At 74.0% G+C, this 16,492-nt stretch carries 14 protein-coding genes; 7 read left to right on the top strand and 7 right to left on the bottom strand.

Annotated elements, in window-relative coordinates; all coding sequences use genetic code 11:
* Positions 1–302: 302 nt before the first annotated feature.
* Together DKT68_RS06305 and DKT68_RS06300 are read right to left on the bottom strand one after the other, a co-directional pair.
* Positions 303–1,046 carry a metallophosphoesterase family protein gene (locus DKT68_RS06305; RefSeq protein WP_109816476.1) on the bottom strand — a complete coding sequence of 248 codons (744 nt, stop codon included), beginning with the start codon at positions 1,044–1,046 and terminating at the stop codon, positions 303–305.
* A gap of 123 nt (positions 1,047–1,169) precedes the next feature.
* Positions 1,170–1,847, bottom strand: a complete 678-nt coding sequence (locus tag DKT68_RS06300) for a Crp/Fnr family transcriptional regulator (RefSeq protein WP_007466162.1) — start codon at positions 1,845–1,847, stop codon at positions 1,170–1,172.
* Positions 1,848–1,990: 143 nt separating this feature from the next.
* Between DKT68_RS06300 and DKT68_RS06295 the strand changes: the two genes are divergently transcribed.
* The 6 genes from DKT68_RS06295 (at position 1,991) to DKT68_RS06270 (ending at position 7,257) form a co-directional block, all read left to right on the top strand.
* Positions 1,991–2,653 (top strand): adenosylcobinamide amidohydrolase, encoded by a 663-nt coding sequence (locus DKT68_RS06295; protein ID WP_109816490.1) that lies wholly within the window; start codon positions 1,991–1,993, stop codon positions 2,651–2,653.
* Between the two features lie 56 nt (positions 2,654–2,709).
* Positions 2,710–3,888, top strand: a complete 1,179-nt coding sequence (locus tag DKT68_RS06290) for a CapA family protein (RefSeq protein ID WP_109816475.1) — start codon at positions 2,710–2,712, stop codon at positions 3,886–3,888.
* A gap of 41 nt (positions 3,889–3,929) precedes the next feature.
* A complete protein-coding gene (nth, locus tag DKT68_RS06285; RefSeq protein ID WP_109816474.1) occupies positions 3,930–4,718 on the top strand; it encodes an endonuclease III in 789 nt (262 codons plus the stop codon).
* On the top strand, positions 4,715–5,326 hold the full coding sequence (locus DKT68_RS06280; RefSeq protein ID WP_109816473.1) for a TlpA family protein disulfide reductase: 612 nt from the start codon (positions 4,715–4,717) through the stop codon (positions 5,324–5,326). The genes nth and DKT68_RS06280 overlap by 4 nt, the downstream gene beginning before the upstream one ends.
* Entirely contained in the window at positions 5,323–6,015 is a 693-nt protein-coding gene (locus DKT68_RS06275; protein ID WP_109816472.1) for an NUDIX hydrolase, read from the top strand. Before DKT68_RS06280 ends, DKT68_RS06275 begins: the two co-directional genes overlap by 4 nt.
* 63 nt (positions 6,016–6,078) lie before the next feature.
* Positions 6,079–7,257, top strand: a complete 1,179-nt coding sequence (locus DKT68_RS06270) for a MarP family serine protease (protein ID WP_109816471.1) — start codon at positions 6,079–6,081, stop codon at positions 7,255–7,257.
* 12 nt (positions 7,258–7,269) lie between these two features.
* Here DKT68_RS06270 and DKT68_RS06265 read toward each other — a convergent pair whose 3' ends face one another.
* From DKT68_RS06265 to eccCa, 4 genes are all read right to left on the bottom strand, one after another.
* Positions 7,270–7,977, bottom strand: coding sequence for a phosphatase PAP2 family protein (locus DKT68_RS06265; RefSeq protein WP_109816470.1), 708 nt, complete (start codon positions 7,975–7,977; stop codon positions 7,270–7,272).
* Positions 7,978–8,014: 37 nt separating this feature from the next.
* Positions 8,015–8,806: a phosphatase PAP2 family protein gene (locus DKT68_RS06260; protein WP_109816469.1), complete on the bottom strand. Its 792-nt coding sequence runs from the start codon at positions 8,804–8,806 to the stop codon at positions 8,015–8,017.
* A gap of 54 nt (positions 8,807–8,860) precedes the next feature.
* Entirely contained in the window at positions 8,861–10,201 is a 1,341-nt protein-coding gene (mycP, locus tag DKT68_RS06255) for a type VII secretion-associated serine protease mycosin (protein ID WP_201748928.1), read from the bottom strand.
* Between the two features lie 74 nt (positions 10,202–10,275).
* On the bottom strand, positions 10,276–14,256 hold the full coding sequence (gene eccCa, locus DKT68_RS06250; protein ID WP_109816467.1) for a type VII secretion protein EccCa: 3,981 nt from the start codon (positions 14,254–14,256) through the stop codon (positions 10,276–10,278).
* A gap of 101 nt (positions 14,257–14,357) precedes the next feature.
* Here eccCa and eccD point away from each other — a divergent pair, with 101 nt between their 5' ends.
* Positions 14,358–15,761, top strand: a complete 1,404-nt coding sequence (eccD, locus tag DKT68_RS06245; protein WP_109816466.1) for a type VII secretion integral membrane protein EccD — start codon at positions 14,358–14,360, stop codon at positions 15,759–15,761.
* A 31-nt stretch (positions 15,762–15,792) separates the two neighbouring features.
* On the opposite strand, the gene DKT68_RS06240 is transcribed toward eccD, so the two are convergent.
* On the bottom strand, positions 15,793–16,299 hold the full coding sequence (locus DKT68_RS06240) for an inorganic diphosphatase (protein WP_109816465.1): 507 nt from the start codon (positions 16,297–16,299) through the stop codon (positions 15,793–15,795).
* Positions 16,300–16,492 lie beyond the last annotated feature (193 nt).

The raw sequence follows: 16,492 nt of genomic DNA, 5'->3' as shown, positions 1-16,492 counted from the left end.
CGGGTTCACGTTGCCCACGGGGGCGCGGTGAGGGGTGTGGCGGCGCGGCTCAAGGTTGGGTGCAGAGTGCTGGCTCGCTGTGGAGCTGATGTCACAAACGAGTCGTCTGCCGCTGTTGTCCGCCGCTGTTGTCCGCCCGCTGTTGTCCGCCGCTGTTGTCCGCCGATCGCATCCGCTGATGTCGCAAGCGATTCAGCTCCAAAGGCGCCCCGAACCGTCCCCCAGCTCCTGCTTTGGTGACTCTCAGGGGCCGGAGAAGGCGAGTGCGGTGGCCCTCCCTCCCCGAGCCCCGGCTGGGCGGTTCAGCGACCGTCTCGTGGGCCGAAGACGGCGAGCGCGTCGGCGTCGCTGTGCTGGGAGCGCAGGTACTCGTCAGCCCAGGCGGCGGCATCGGGGAAGGTCGACTCAGCGGCCACCCGGGCGCAGGCCGCGTCCACGTCGAACGCGGTACGGCGCAGGTGCACGCCCGGCCCGAGCAGGGCCCACCACGCGCCGGCCCCGCCGTACGGCATGCCGATGCTGCCCGGATTGACCACCAGGCGGCGGTCGACCAGGCGGGTGAAGGGCATGTGGGTGTGACCGCAGACCACCGTTCCGACCTCGGGCGGGAGGCCGGCGAACACCTCCGACCACCGGGCCATCCGGGAGTCGACGAGCACGACCTCCTCGTCGTCCCGGGGCGTCGCGTGGCAGAACAGCGTCCGGCCGAGACCGTCGATGTCCAGGGTCACCGTTGTCGGCAGCGCGGCGAGGCGGGCCACCTGGTCCTCCCGCAACTGCCCGGCGGCCCAGTTCGACACCTCGATCGAGGCGGCGCGGCCGGCCCGGGCCTCGACGAGTTCGCGGTCGGCGTTGCCACCGACCCAGCAGACCCGGTCGCCGAGGCCGGCCAGCAGGTCGAGCACCTCCACCGGCTGCGGGCCGGCGGCGATGTCGCCGGTGAGCACGACCAGGTCGGCGGCGGCGACGTCCGGCTCGGCCAGCACCGCCTCCAGTGCGGGCAGTACCCCGTGGATGTCGGACAGGACGGCGACGCGGTTCAGCATCGCTCCACCCTCCCGCCGTGCCGGCACCCCGTCCAGGAATTCTGCGCCGGGCAGAGAACGAGAGGCCGGAACGAGACGTCCCCGCCCGCCGTCGACGACGGCGGGCGGGGACGGACGTGCTGCTCAGACGCGGGCGCGGCGGGCCAGGCGCTCCGGGTCCAGGATGATGATGCTCTTGCCGTCCAGCCGCAGCCAGCCCCGGGAGGCGAAGTCGGCCAGCGCCTTGTTGACCGTCTCCCGGGAGGCGCCGACGAGCTGGGCGATCTCCTCCTGGGTGAGGTCGTGGGTCACCCGTAGCACGCCGCCGTCGCGGGTGCCGAAGCGGCCGGCCATCTGGAGCAGGTTCTTGGCGACCCGGCCCGGCACGTCCGTGAAGATCAGGTCGGCGAGCGAGTCGTTGGTGCGGCGAAGCCGCCGGGCGAGCACCCGGAGCAGCTGCTCCGCGATCTCCGGACGGTTGTTCAGCCACGGCCGCAGCGCCTGCTTGCGCAGTCGCACGAGCCGGGTGTCGGTCACCGCGGTGGCGGTCGCCGTACGCGGACCCGGGTCGAAGAGCGACAGCTCACCGACCATGTCCGACGGGCCCATCACCGCGATCAGGTTCTGCCGGCCGTCCGCTGCGCGGCGGCCAACCTTGATCTTTCCGGACAGCAAGATATAGAGGCTGTCACCGGGCTCGCCCTCATTGAAGACGATCTCGCCCTTTCGGACCTCGATCGTCTCCATCTCCTTGGCGAGCGCCTCGGCAGCCTCCGGGTCTACACCCTGGAAGATCCCGCTGCGGGCCAGTACCTCGTCCATCGCGCACCTCCGGTTGCGCGTGCCGTCCGTCGGCCGGGGCCGCCGTCCGCTGATCCCCTCGCGCGCCGCCAAGTCTAGGCGCACGTGAGCATGAATCAGAGGTCGCCCCTGGAATCTTGATCGGTGGGCGTAACCTGCCCGACGTGCTGAGCGACCCGAGTCTGACCAGCCGTACCGAGGATGGGCGGAAGATCCCGCTACTCGTCTGGCGCGCGGACGGGCCGCTGCGGGCCGTCAGCAGCGGCCCGCTCGGCGGTGGAATCGGCCTCCGGCACTGGGTGCTGAACGCGACCGTGCCCATGTCGTACGACCGGGACGACCCGGCCGCGCACCTGGCCGCGCTCTCCACCGACCTGGCCCTCGACGGGCCCGGGGTGGGCCTGCTGACCGGGGTCGATGTGACCGAGGTGGTGGGCAGGACCGACACCGGGGTGCGGACCTGGGCGACCGTCGGGCTCGGCACCCCGGTGCTCGCCGCCGAGCCCGCGCCGGCGGCGCTCGCCCAGCGGGTGGGCACCGTCAACATCGTGGTGTACGTGCCGGCCCGGCTCTCCGACTCGGCTCTGGTCAACGCGGTGGCCACCGCGACCGAGGCGAAGACCCAGGCGATCAGGGAGCTGGGGTTGCCGGGCACCGGCACCCCGACCGACTCGGTCACCGTGCTCTGCCCGGTCGACGGGCCGGAGGCCGCGTACGGCGGGCCGCGCTCCGCCTGGGGCGCCCCGCTGGCCCGAGCGGTACACGCCGCGGTGCTCGCCGGCGGCGACCGGCCGGTCGTGCCCTGGTCAGACCAGCTGACCGGCTGAACTTCCGACCGATCGGCCCTCGTCGGCGCGTTTACGGGCCGGTAGGGTCGCGAACGATGTACGCTCCCCAGCCCTCCGCGCCCCGACCGCGCCGCCGCGTCGCCCTTGGCCTCGCCGCGGTGCTGGCCGCCCTGCTCGTCGCCGGCTGTGCCGACTCGGGGGAGGCCCCGGTCTGGCAGCCGGGCGCCGGCGGCGGTGACACCGGCGCGCCGGTGACGACGGCCGGCCCGAAGGCCAGCGGCAGCCCCTCGGCCTCCGGCGGGGGCGGCGCCATCTCGCTCTCCGCCACCGGCGACATCATCATGGGCAACGCGCCGAGCCGGCTGCCCGCCGCCGGCGGGAAGGGCTTCTTCACCTCGGTCACCGAGGCGCTCAAGGCCGACCTGGTGATGGGCAACCTGGAGGAGCCGTTGACGGTGGACACCGGCACCGGCAAGTGCGGCGCCAACTCCACTCGCTGCTTCCAGTTCCGCGCCCCGCCGGAATACGCCGCGCACCTGCGGGACGCCGGCTTCGACGTGCTCAACCAGGCCAACAACCACGGCTACGACTACGGCCCGAAGGGCTACCAGAACACCCAGCGGGCACTGGAGAAGTACGACCTCAAGCACACCGGTGCCCCGGACCAGATCACCGTGGTCGACGTCAAGGGCGTCAAGGTCGCCGTGGCCGGCTTCTCGTCGTACGTCTGGTCCAACAGCCTCGTCGACATCGCCAGGGCCAAGGCGGTGGTCGCCAAGGCCGCCACCATGGCCGACCTGGTGGTGGTGCAGGTGCACATGGGTGGCGAGGGCGCGGACAAGACGCGGGTGAAGCCCGGCACCGAGATCTTTCTCGGCGAGAACCGGGGCGACCCGGTGAAGTTCTCGCACGCCATGATCGACGCTGGAGCGGACCTGATCGTCGGGCACGGGCCGCACGTGCTGCGCGGGATGGAGTTCTACCAGGGGCGGCTGATCGCGTACAGCCTGGGCAACTTCGCCGGTGGGGGCAACTCGCTGAGCAACACCGGCCGGCTCGGCTGGGGCGGGGTGCTGAAGGTGTCGCTCAAGCCGGACGGCAGCTGGGCCGGCGGCTCGTTCACCTCGACGTACATGAACTCCGCCGGCAAGCCGACGATGGACCCGGCCGACCGGGGTCTGGGCCTGGTCACCGAGCTGAGCCGCAGCGACTTCCCCAAGGGTGGCGCCCGGTTCGACGGGCAGGGAAAGATCTCCGCGCCAACCGCCGGCTGACCCGACGGGGAACGTCCGGGCCGCGACGTAGGCTGGCCGTCGTGACCAGTAGCCCTCCCGGTGCCAGCGAGACCGACCTCGGGCGCAAACGTCGTGCCCGCAGGATCGGCCGGGTGCTGGCCGAGACGCACCCCGACGCGCACTGTGAGCTCGACCACTCCAGCCCGTTGGAGCTGGCCGTCGCCACCATCCTCTCCGCGCAGTGCACGGACAAGAAGGTCAACGAGGTCACGCCGAAGCTCTTCGCCCGCTACCCGAGCGCCGCCGCGTACGCGAGCGCCGACCGGGGCGAGATGGAGGAGCTGATCCGGCCCACCGGCTTCTACCGCAACAAGACCAACTCGTTGCTCCAGCTCGGCCAGGCCCTCCTCGACCGGTACGACGGCCAGGTCCCCGGCCGGCTCGCCGACCTGGTCACGCTGCCCGGGATCGGCCGCAAGACCGCCAACGTCATCCTCGGCAACGCCTTCGACGTCCCGGGCATCACGGTCGACACGCATTTCCAGCGGCTGGTCCACCGGTGGCGGCTGACCACCGAGACCGACCCGGTCAAGATCGAGCACGCGGTCGGCGCGCTGTACGACAAGCGCGACTGGACCATGCTGTCGCACCGGATCATCTTCCACGGGCGGCGGGTCTGCCACGCCCGCAAGCCCGCCTGCGGCGCGTGCACGCTGGCCAAGCTGTGCCCGTCGTACGGCACCGGGCCGACGGAGCCGGCCGCCGCCGCCAAGCTGCTCAAGGGCCCCCGGGCGCGCGACCTCGCGGTGGCCGCCGGGGTCGACCCGGAGCTGGTGCCCGCCCAGGCGGTCGCCGCGGAGGTGCCGTGAACCGGCGCCTCCTCCTGCTGGTCCTGCCGCTGCTGCTGGCCGTCGCCGGCTGCACCACGGCCACCGACGACGATCCGGCACCCCTGCCGGCGGCGGCTGAGCGCCCGTCACCATTCAAGGACTGCGCGGCGCTGGGCACGGCACCAACGGCCGGCGCGGACGCGGCGGCACCCCGCGCTGGTGGCGAGGCCCTGCCGGAGCTGACCCTGGCCTGCTTCACCGGCGGCGCCCCCGTCGCGCTGCGGGACGTGGCCGGGCCGGCAGTGATCAACGTCTGGGCGTCCTGGTGCCCGCCGTGCCGCAAGGAGCTGCCCGCGTTCCAGCGGCTCAGCGAGCGGGCCGCCGGCCGGTTCCAGGTGGTCGGGGTCAACAGCCGGGACAGCCGCAACGGCGCCCAGTCCATCGGCGAGGACTTCGGCGTCCGGTTCCCGATCCTGGTCGACCAGGGGGAGGCGCTGCAACGCGCGTTGAACCGCAACGCCATCCCGCTGACCCTCTTCGTCGACGCGCAGGGCCGGATCCGGCACGTCGACGCGACCGGTGCGCTCGACGACGCCCGGCTCGCCGAGCTGGTCCGTCAGCACCTCGGTCTGGCGGTGCCGGCGTGACCCGCCAGCCGCCCGAGTGGATCGAGCCGCTGCTGACCCGGCTGGGCACCGCCCGCGCCGAGGACTTCACCCGGCTGACCACACCGGCCCAGGGCGGCCGGGAGAGCGCCGTGCTGGTGCTGCTCGGCGAGCAGCCCGGGGTCGGCCCCGACGTGCTCGTCCTGCAACGCGCCGCCACCCTGCGCAACCACGCCGGTCAGCCGGCCTTCCCCGGCGGTGCGGCCGACCCGGAGGACGCCGACGTCCGCGCCACCGCCCTGCGCGAGGCGAACGAGGAGGTCGGCCTCGACCCGGCCAGCGTGACCGTGCTGGCCGAGTTGCCGAAGCTGTGGATCCCGGTCAGCGACTTCGTGGTCACCCCGGTGCTGGCCTGGTGGCACGACCCGCACCCGGTGCACCCCCGGGAGCCCGCCGAGGTGGCGCACGTGGCCCGTCTGCCGGTCAGCGAACTGGTCGACCCGGCCAACCGGCTGCGGGTCCGCCACCCCAGCGGCTGGATCGGGCCGGCGTTCTCGGCGCGCGGCATGCTGGTCTGGGGCTTCACCGCCGGGGTGCTCGCCACCCTGCTGGAAATGGGCGGCTGGGCCCGCCCGTGGCCGCGCGGCCGGGTGGTCGAGCTGCCGCCGACCGGCGCGACACCGGCGCCCTCCGCCGGCGCCGACGAGGTGGACGAGACGGCCCTGCGCTGACCACACGGTCACCTTCGGCAAGCGATGGTCATCCGCCGGGCGCACTGCCCGTACGCTTGACCCGTGTCCGTCGTGGATCTCGTCCTGCTGCTGCTCATGCTCGTGTTCGCGATCAGCGGATACCGCCAGGGTTTCGTCATCGGCATCACGTCGCTGTCCGGCTTCTTCCTGGGCCTGCTGCTGGGTCTCCAGCTCGGGCCGCTGTTCGCCCGACAGTTCGTGGACGCCGGCACCCGGGTGCTGATCTCCCTGGTTGCGGTCTTCGGGCTGGCCGTGATCGGGCAGGCTCTGGCCGGCTGGCTCGGCTCGCACCTGCGCAGGACGATCACCAGCGACGTGGGCAAACGGGTCGACGACGTCGGCGGGGCGTTCGTGTCGCTGTTCGCGGTGCTGCTGCTCGCGTGGCTGGTCGCCGTGCCGCTCGGTTCGTCCTCGCTGCCCTGGCTGGCCGCGTCGGTCCGCAACAGCGCGCTGATCACGGTGGTGAACCGGGTCCTGCCGGACCAGGCCCACCAGTTCTCCACGGCACTGCGCGACACCGTCGACACCGACGGTTTCCCGGACGTCTTCGGGGACCTCGCACCCACCCGGGCCCGGCAGGTCGACCCGCCCGACCCGGCGCTGGCCGGCTCCCAGGTGGTGGTCAACGGCCAGCGGTCGGTGGTCAAGGTGCTCGGTTCCGCGCCCAGCTGCTCGCGCCGGATCGAGGGTTCCGGCTTCGTGTACGCCGACGACCGGGTGATGACCAACGCGCACGTGGTGGCCGGCACCCGCTCGGTGGCGGTGGAGCTGGGCGGCGACCGGTACGACGGCGAGGTGGTGGTCTACGACCCGGACCGGGACCTGGCCGTGTTGCTCGTTCCCGGGCTGCCCGGGCCGTCGCTGCGGTTCGCCGCCGGCAACGCGGTGAGCGGCACCGACGCCATCGTGCTCGGCTTCCCGCTCGACGGCCCGTACAACGCGCAGTCGGCGCGGGTCCGCGACGTCGACCGGATCAAGGGACCGGACATCTACTCCTCCGGCGACGTCACCCGGGAGATCTACACGATCCGGGCGCTGGTCCGCAGCGGCAACTCGGGCGGCCCACTGCTCTCCGCCAACGGCCTGGTGCTCGGCGTGATCTTCGCGGCGGCGGCCGACGACCCGAACACCGGTTTCGCGGTGACGGCGGCCGAGGCCCGCCCGGTGGCGCTGGCCGGCGCCGAACGCAACCGGCGCGTCGGCACCGGCGAGTGCACCTGAGCGCCGCCCGGGTCAGCTCCGGGCCGGCGCGGCAGGCCTGCTGCCGCTGGGCAGCTTCGCCCGGCCCCACCGCACCGACCGGTCGAGCACGCTGCGCGCCATGATCGCCACGCAGGTGCCGCCGTTGAGGAAGGACGCCACCACGTCGCTCGGGTGGTGCATCCCCCGGTACATCCGGGTCAGCGCCACGCCCAGCGGCACCATCAGCAGCAGCGTCCACCAGGCCACCTTCGCCCCTGTGCTCCGTGCCCGCAGCGCCAGCAGCACCGCGATGCCGACGTAGAGCGCCACTGCCGCCGAGGTGTGCCCCGACGGGAAGCTGGACGTGGGCGGGGAGACGTCCATGTGCTCCACCGCCGGCCGCCGCCGGTCGATCGCCAGCGTGGTCAGCAGGAACACGAGCGCCTGGGCGGTCACCGCCGCGCACAGGAACAGCGGCTCACGCCAGCGGTTGAGCCAGAGCCGCAGCGCCAGCGCCGCCAGCACGGTGACCACGACGATCATCTGGGTGCTGGCGAGCGTGCTGAACACCAGCGACACGTCGTTCCAGCCGGCGGTGCGGTCGCCCGCGAGCTCCCGGTTCACCGAGTCCTCGGCGGTGAACGGCCAGGTCCGGGCGAACACCCGGGTCACCAGCACCCCGAGCAGCACCATGACGCCGAGCAGGAGGGACACCGGCAGCAGCACCCGCCGGACGATCTGGACCACGGTGTCGGACATGGGTCGGCCAGTACCCTGTCGCGCTGGTCGGCACGCCTCAGGCCGCTCCGGGGTGCCGCTCGACCTCCGGCGCGACACCGTCGCGGGTGGGCTGGACGCGCCGCAGACCGGTGTGCGCCCGCCAGCTGGTGAACGCGGCCGTGGTCGCCGCGACCACCGCCACCCCGAGCAACCAGCCGCCGAGCACGTCGCTGGCGAAGTGCACACCGAGCGCCACCCGGCTCAGCCCGGTCACCACGACGAGCAGCACCGCGGCGACCCAGAGCACGACCCGCCACACCCCCCGCCCCACGTACGGCAGGAGCACCAGCAGCAGCACCCCGGCGGCCAGGGTGGCGTTCAGCGCGTGCCCGGAGGGGAACGAGTAGCCGGCGGCGCGGGCCACCGGGTCGAGCAGCTCCGGCCGGTCCCGGCCCACGAGCAGCTTGAGCAGCGGGCCCATCAACCCACCCACCACCATCGTGGTGGTCGCCCACAGGGCCAGCCGGCGGGCTCCCCGGCGCAGCAGCCAGATCACCAGCAGCAGGGCGACGGCCCGCAGCGGCATCGGCGCGAACACCTCGGTCCAGACCCGCATCAGCGCGACCCAGGCCGGGTGGTCGAGCGCGTAGTGGTGCAACGCGTGGGTGATCGTGGCGTCGAGCCGGTGCAGCGGCGGCCACGCCCCGAGCACGAGCAGGGCGAGCAGCGCGAACGGCACCAGCACCAGGAACGCCGCCGTCGCGGCCAGGGTCAGCGGCAGGCCGAGGGAGTGCTCGGGGTCGAGGCGGCGGCGCCGCCAGGACGGCTGGTGGTCAGGAGCCAGGGTGTGCGGGCCGGGCGTGCTCATGCCGACGGTTCTACCCCACCGGCTGCGCGCTCAGGCCTGCGGCGTGGGCAGCGATCAGCGGGCCTGCTGACGGAACCGGCGCACCATCAACGCCGCGCCGGTGATCAGGGCGACGAGGAGCGCCGCCCCCGTCCACAGGCGCTCCGGGGCCGAATCGTCCTGCGCGCCCGCGGGCCGGGCCGTCCACCGGGTCTGCTGGCGGGGTGCGGTGAGACCGAGCGGGTCACTGCCCGCGCCGGTCACCGGGTCGTCGTCTGCGGAACCGGGGGCCGGGCCGAAGCCGACCACACCCGGCGACGTCAAATCGTCCAACGGGTTGGCGGTCACCGGAGGCACGTCCGCGGTCAGCGCGGCCACCGGGTCCACCACGCCGTACCCGAAGCGGTCGTCGCGCCCGGTCGGGCCGATGTCACGGGCGGTGGCCAGCAGCCGGTTGACGACCTCGCCGGCGGGCATCTGGGGGTAGCGGGAACGCACCAGCGCGGCGGTGGCGGTGACCAGTGGCGCCGCGAAGCTGGTGCCCTGCACCCGCCAGTACCCGCTGGGGGGACGGGCGCCGACCAGCCCGCTGGCGGGGGCGGTCAGCACCGTCGCGCGGCCGGTGATCGAACCGGACCAGAGGTTGTCGGTGCGGCCCTCCAGGCCGGCGACCGCGATCACGCCCGGCTCGCGGGCCGGGTACCAGACCTTGGAGTTGCTGGAGGTGGCGAGGTTGCCGGTGCAGGCGATCACCACCACGTCCCGGGCGAACGCGTAGTCCAACGCCGCCGCCAGGGCCGGGCTGTCGCCGCTGCCGCCCAGCGACAGGTTGATCACGCGGGCGCCGTTGTCGACCGCCCAGCGCACTCCCCTCGCGACGATCAGCGCGTCGTCGTAGCGGTTCTGGTCGTCGAGCACCCGGACCGGCAGGATCCGGGCGTCCGGCGCCAGGCCGACCACGCCCCGCTTGTCGTCCTTGCGCCCCGCGATCAGGCCGGCGACGGTGGTGCCGTGCCCCACCGGATCCGGGCCGGCGCCGCCGTCGGGGCCGACCAGGTCCTGGCCGGGGAGCACCTGGCCGGCCAGGTCGGGATGGTTGGCGTCCACTCCGGAGTCGACCACCGCGACCGTGACGCCCCGCCCGGTCGAGGTGCGCCACGCCGTCTCGGCGCGCAGCTCGTCGAGCTGCCACTGCTCGTCACGGACCTGGTCGGTGCGACTGACACTGTCGCCGGGGGCGAACGCCATCGGCGCGCCGGCGAGCTGACCACCGGTGGCGGGCACGGAGACGGGCGCGACGGCCGCGGCCGGAGCCGCGACGGCGAGCACCGCCGCCACACCGAGCAGCATCCGGCCGGTCGCCCGTCGGGCCGCTGCCGGACAGCTGTGCCGAACCCCAGTCACATCCTCAGCCATTCATCCCGACAGAACCATGACGATCGGAGATTACCTGTATCCCTGCGTATCAACGGAAGAACCTGCGAACAGGTTCACGGCGGCGGTTGGTGGGCGAGCTGCACGAGGCGTACGCCCTCCCGCCGGGTGACCAGCCGACCACGGCCCGGCGGCAGTGGCCCGGGCCGGACCGGCCCGACGAGCGCACCCTCCTCCGGGCTGCCCGCCATCACCAGCCCGGCCGTGGACAGCTCCCGCAGCCGCTGCACGATCGGCTCGTACTGGGCCCGGCCCGCGCCGCCGGAGCGGCGGGCCAGCACCAGGTGCAGCCCCACGTCACGGGCGTGGGGAAGGTGCTCTTCCAGTGCGCGCAACGGGTTCGCCGGCCCGGTCGCCACCAGGTCGTAGTCGTCCACCAGCACGAACAGCTCCGGCCCGGACCACCACGACCGGTCGCGCAGTTGCTGCGGGGTGACCTCCGGCCCGGGAGCCCGCCGTTCCAGATAGCCGGCGGCCGACTCGACGAGGTCGGCGGTGTGCGCCGCCGCGGTGCCGTAGCCGATCAGGTGCGGCGTCTCGATGGCGCCGAGCAGGCTGCGTCGGTAGTCGACCAGGATCACCCGGGCCTGCTCGGGCGTGAAGCGGGTGATGATCGAGGTCGCGAGCGCGCGCAGGAACGACGACTTGCCGCACTCCCCGTCGCCAAAGACCACGAAGTGCGGCTCGATGGCGAAGTCGAGCAGCACCGGGCGGAGGTCGGCCTCGGCGATGCCGATCGGCAACCGCAGCCCGGTCGTCGCGGCGAGGTCCAGCTCGGCGTACGGCAGCACCGGCGGAAGCAGCCGGACCCGGGGCGCCGGAGGGCCCGTCCAACTGCCAGCGACCCGCTTGACGAGATCGGCCGTGTCCCCGCCTCCGGCGGCGAGCTGGGGCAGGGCGGTGAGGAAGTGCAGGCCCTCCGCGGTCACCCCACGGCCGGAACGCTCCGGCACGTTCGCGGCCGCCCGCCGGGCCACCAGCGAGTCGGCCGGGTCGCCGAGTCGCAGCTCCAGCCGGGAGCCGAACAGGTCGCGGATCGCCGGCCGGAAGTCCAGCCAGCGCAGCGCCGTGGCGACCACGTGCAGCCCGTACGACAGGCCCCGGGTCGCCAGGTCGGTGACCAGCGGCTCCAGGTCGTCGTACTCGCCGCGCACCGTGCTCCAGCCGTCGATCACCAGGAACACGTCGCCGAACGGGTCGGCGGCTGGCTGGTTGGCCGTCCCCGCCGAGGCCCGCCGCTGCCGGTACGCGGCCATCGACTCCACGCCCAGCTCGGCGAAACGGCGTTCGCGTTCGGCCAGCAGGGTCGTCATCTCGCCGACCGTGCGCCGTACCGCGGTCGGGTCGGCGCGGCCGGTCACCCCGCCCACGTGCGGCAGGTCGCGCAGCGCGGCCAACGCGCCGCCGCCGAAGTCGAGGCAGTAGACCTGCACCTCGGCGGGGGTGTGCGTGAGTGCCAGCGCGCAGATCAACGCCCGCAGGGCGGTGGACTTGCCGCTCTGCGGTGCGCCGACCACCGCGACGTGGCCGGCCGCGCCGTCCAGAGCCAGCCAGAGCAGGTCCCGGCGTTGCTCGAGCGGCTTGTCCACGATGGCCACCGGCACCCCGAGCGCGCCGTGCAGCTCCGGGTTTCCCACCGTGAGCCCCCGCGCCGGGTCCACCTCGACCGGGCCGAGCAGGTCGTCCAGGGCCGGTGGCTGACCGAGCGGTGGGAGCCAGACCTGGTGCGCGGGCGGACCCTGCCCGACGAGCCGGTCGACGAGCAGGTCGAGCAGCGTCTCCCGGCCGCTCTCCTCCTCGGCTGCGACGGGCACGGCCGGGCTGGCCGGCTCGGGCACCGGTACGACGTGGGTGGTGAACGTGAGCAGGCGGGCGCCCCCGCCAGCGGTGGCGTGGGCCGACGCGGCACGGCGGCGGACCGCGCCGGAGACGTACGCGGCCTTGAACCGGGCCAGCGGGTCGGTGCCGGCGCGCAGGTAACCGTGGCCCGGCGAGCGGGGCAGCTCGTGCGCGTCCGGCACCCCGAGCACGGTGCGGGACTCCAGCGCGGAGAAGGTGCGCAACCCGATCCGGTACGACAGGTGGGTGTCGAGCCCTCGTAGCCGCCCCTCCTCCAGGCGCTGGCTGGCGAGGAGCAGGTGCACGCCGAGCGACCGGCCCAGCCGGCCGATCTGCACGAACAGGTCGATGAAGTCGGGCTTGGCGGAGAGCAGCTCGGAGAACTCGTCGCAGATCAGCAGCAGCGACGGCAGCGGCGCGAGGGGGCTGCCGGCGGCCCGGGCGCGCTCGTAGTCGCGCACGCTGGCGAAGTTGCCGGCCCGCCGCAGCAGCTCCTGGCGGCGGACCAGCTCGCCGTTGATCGCGTCCACCATCCGGTCGACCAGGGGCAGCGCGTCCGCCAGGTTGGTGATCACGGCGGCGGTGTGTGGCAGCCGGTCGAACGACGCGAAGGTGGCACCACCCTTGAAGTCGACCAGCACGAAGTTGAGCTGCTCGGAGCTGTGCGTGGCGGCCAGCCCCAGCACCAGCGTGCGGAGCAGCTCGGACTTGCCGGAGCCGGTGGCCCCGATGAGCAGGCCGTGTGGGCCCATCCCGTCCTGGGCGGACTCCTTGAGGTCCAGCTCGATGGCGCCGCCGTCGGCGCCCACCCCGATCGGCACCCGCAGCCGGTCCCGGGCCGAGCGCGGCGCCCAGCCCTGCTCGGCGGTGAAGCTCTCCGGGTCGCCGAGGCCGAGCAGCTCGGGCAGGCCCAGCTCGGCCTGGAGCGGGGCGTCCGAGCCACGCGCCGCCCCGGCCAGCCGCAGCGGCGCCAACCTCCGGGCGACGGCCTCGGCGTCGGCGGGGTCGAGCTGGTCGGCTGTGCCCACCTCCGCGTGCCCCTCGATCGACCAGGAGTGCAGCCGCCGGCCCCGCAGCTCCAGCAGCAGCGCGTACCGCTCGAGCAGGCGCGGCGGTGGGGTGTCCAGGTCGAGGACGGTGACCGCGTCGATGCCGCCGTCGCCGGTCAGGTCGGTGGCGCCGGTCAGGTCACCACCGTCGAGCACCACCACCACGTGCGGGCCGTCCGTGGCCGGGCCGGCCGGACTGAACCGGGACCTGCTGGCCAGCACGTCGCCGAGCAGCCGTTCCAGCTCGGCGGCGGAGCTGCTGACGAGCCGGACCGGCCCGAGCGCGTCGTTGTGGCTGGGATGGTGGGCGTGCGGGAGCCACTTCACCCACTCCCAGCCGGCCCGGCGTTCCGGTCCGGCGCAGACCGCGACCAGCAGCTCGTCGGGGGCGTGGAAGACGGCCAGCTGGGTCAGCACGGCCCGGACCAGCGCCTGCGCCGCCGGGTCACCGGTCGACGGCCCCCCGGTGGCCGGGGCGCCGCTGCCGCGGCCGGTCCGCACGTGCACCCGGGCGAAGCTGCGCAGCGACAGCGCCACCGGCAGGTCCGGCACGACGGAGTACGCGTCCAGGAAGCGGCGCAGCGCGCCGGCGGTCATCGGCTCCAGCTCCTCCAGCGGCCGGGTGACCGGAGGGACGAGTGGGGTGGCCAACGTCTGCGGCCCGACGGCGACCCGTACCACCGCGAAGTCCGGGTCGACGGGACGCCGCTCCCAGACCCGGTGGCTGTCCACCGTCGACCACAGCCGACCCGGGTCCGGGTGTCGGTAGTAGAGCCCGGCCCGCTGCTGCCCGGCCGTCTGCCGTACCCGACGACGCAGGGTGGCCAGGTGGCGCAGATACTCCCGGCGCGCCGCCATCATCTCGGACTTCTTCGGGGTGCCCGAGGCGCTGCCCCAGGAGGTCACCAGCATCGCCAGCGAGGAGAGCCCGAACATCCCGCCCACCACGTACGAGTAGGCGCCGCCGCCCCGGCCGAACATCATCGCCATCGCCACCGTGCCGCCGAGCATGGGCAGCAGCATGAGCATCTGCTGCCACCGTCCACCGGTCACCGCGGGGATCTCCGGCGGCGCCTCGACCGGCAGCTCGCCGGCCGGGATCTCCGGCGCCGGCCGGCGGGGCGGGCGCTTGATGACGACGGTGGACACTCGGCCTCCTGACAGCGCTGGGTAACCCGAGCCTGGCTCATGGTAGGTAAAGTCCTGTCGTCCGCGCAGCCTCCGATCCCCCTCGATATGGAGACCAGTCGATGACAACCGGGCTGGCCCGCGTCACCATCAGCGCGCCGCAACGACGGGTGGACGTCGCCCTGCCGGAGCAGGTGCCCCTGGCTGAGCTGCTGCCCGACGTGCTGCGGCACGCCGGTGAGGGGCTGGCCGACGACGGCGAGCGGCACGGCGGCTGGGTGCTGCGCCGCACCGACGGAGCGTTGCTGGCGACCGCCCAGGCGCTGCTGCCGCAGGGGGTCCGCGACGGGGAGGTGCTGCACCTGGTGCCGGCCCGCGCCCACTGGCCCGAGCTGGAGTACGACGACGTGGTGGAGGCGATCGCCGACGGCGCGCGCCGTCGCGGCGGCGCCTGGTCACCCGCCGCCAGCCGGGTGGCCGGCCTGGCGGGCGCGGCCGTGCCGCTCGCCGTCGGGCTGTTCGCCCTGCTCGCGAGCGGACCGGCGCACCGCGGCGGCTGGGTGGCGGCGGGCGTGGTGGCGCTGCTGCTCACCGTGGCCGGTGCGGTCGCCTCCCGGGCCAACGGCGACGGCGCCGCCGGGGCGACCCTCGGCGGCTACGCCCTGCCGTACGCGTTCGTCGCCGGCGCCCTCGCGGTCGGCTCGGGCGACCCCGTCGGGCCGATCGCGCCCGCGCGCTGGGTCGGCGCGCCCGAACTGCTGGCCGGTTCGGTGGTGCTGCTGCTGGTCGCGCTGCTCGGGCTGCTCGGGGTGGCCAGCCGGCTGCGGGTTTTCGTGGCCGGCGTCACCGTGGGTCTGGTCGGTGCCGGGGCGGCACTCGGCGGGCTGCTGCTGACCCCGGCCGGCACGGCGGCGGTGCTGCTCAGCGCGTTGGTCTTCGCCGTAGGGGCGATCCCGCTGCTGGCCATCCGGCTGGGCAAGCTGCCGTTGCCGCCGGTCACCCTGCCGCCAGCCGCTCCCACCGGCGAGCCGGAGCGGGTTCGAGACCTGCCGGACCGGGGCCGGGTGCACGCGGCGGTGACCCGCACCGAGGAGATGCTGACCGGGATGCTGCTCGGGCACGCCGTGCTGGCGGTGGTCGCCGCGGCGGTGCTCGGGGTGGCCGGCGCGACGGCCAACCGGGTGCTCGTGGCGGTGACGTCGGGCGTGCTGCTGCTGCGGTCGCGGCTGTTCGTGGCGCTGCGGCACCGGGTGCCGACGGTGCTCGCCGGTCTGGCCGGCTACGCGGTGCTGGGCGCGGTGCTGGTCGGCCGGGCCGACGACGCCGGTCGACTGGCGCTGGTCCTCGGCGGGGCGGCGCTGGCCCTGGTGGCCGTCGCGGCCGGCACCGGGTACGCGAACCGCCCGGTCTCGCCGTACCTGGGCCGGATCGCCGACCTGACCGACACCGCGCTGGTGGTCGCCGTGGTGCCGGTCGCCTGCGCTGTGCTCGACCTGTACGACCGGGCCCGGGGGCTGCTCGGTTGAGCGGCACCCGGGCCCGGCACGTCAGCGATCGTCAGTGGGCGGACTCGCCGCGGGCCTCGGCGTCGCGGGCCCGCTGGTAGGAGGCGTGGATCTCGGCCTCGGCCTCGGTGCGGCCGACCCAGGTCGCGCCCTCCACCGACTTGCCGGGCTCCAGGTCCTTGTACACCTCGAAGAAGTGCTGGATCTCCAGCCGGTCGAACTCGCCCAGGTGGTGGATGTCACGCAGGTGCTCCTGGCGCGGGTCCTCGTAGGGCACGCAGAGCACCTTGTCGTCGCCGCCCTTTTCGTCCGTCATCCGGAACATGCCGATGGTGCGGCAGCGGATCAGGCAGCCCGGGAAGGTCGGCTCGGGCACCAGCACGAGAGCATCCAGCGGGTCGCCGTCCTCTCCCAGGGTGCCCTCGATGAACCCGTAGTCGGCCGGGTACTGGGTGGAGGTGAAGAGGGTGCGGTCCAGCCGGATCCGGCCGGTCTTGTGGTCCACCTCGTACTTGTTCCGGTGACCCTTGGGGATCTCAACCGTCACGTCGAAATCCATCTGCACGCTCCCTCGTCTGCCCACGCTGGCTAACGGAACCACTGGCGGCCCCCCGGACAGGCGAATGCCCACCCGCCGGCTCCGGCCGCCGCATAGTCTTCGGACCGAAGTAGTGTCACCCAAGCCGATTTTCGCTGGGGGAGGAGGGGGTCGTGGGGAGGGAAGATTCACACTACCGCCCGGACGAGGGTGC

The sequence above is a fragment of the Micromonospora acroterricola genome (assembly GCF_003172955.1).
GTDB classification, from domain to species: Bacteria; Actinomycetota; Actinomycetes; order Mycobacteriales; family Micromonosporaceae; genus Micromonospora; species Micromonospora acroterricola.
The sequence above is the reverse complement of the archived record's forward strand: the minus strand, read 5'-3'. Positions and strand labels throughout refer to the sequence as shown.

Excerpts from the sequence above, each read along its gene's own strand:
- DKT68_RS06265 (WP_109816470.1), bottom strand. The coding sequence starts at position 7,977 with ATGTCCGACACCGTGGTCCAGATCGTCCGGCGGGTGCTGCTGCCGGTG.
- mycP (WP_201748928.1), bottom strand. The coding sequence starts at position 10,201 with ATGGCTGAGGATGTGACTGGGGTTCGGCACAGCTGTCCGGCAGCGGCC.
- DKT68_RS06260 (WP_109816469.1), bottom strand. The coding sequence starts at position 8,806 with ATGAGCACGCCCGGCCCGCACACCCTGGCTCCTGACCACCAGCCGTCC.
- DKT68_RS06300 (WP_007466162.1), bottom strand. The coding sequence starts at position 1,847 with ATGGACGAGGTACTGGCCCGCAGCGGGATCTTCCAGGGTGTAGACCCG.
- DKT68_RS06290 (WP_109816475.1), top strand. The coding sequence starts at position 2,710 with ATGTACGCTCCCCAGCCCTCCGCGCCCCGACCGCGCCGCCGCGTCGCC.
- DKT68_RS06305 (WP_109816476.1), bottom strand. The coding sequence starts at position 1,046 with ATGCTGAACCGCGTCGCCGTCCTGTCCGACATCCACGGGGTACTGCCC.
- eccD (WP_109816466.1), top strand. The coding sequence starts at position 14,358 with ATGACAACCGGGCTGGCCCGCGTCACCATCAGCGCGCCGCAACGACGG.
- DKT68_RS06240 (WP_109816465.1), bottom strand. The coding sequence starts at position 16,299 with ATGGATTTCGACGTGACGGTTGAGATCCCCAAGGGTCACCGGAACAAG.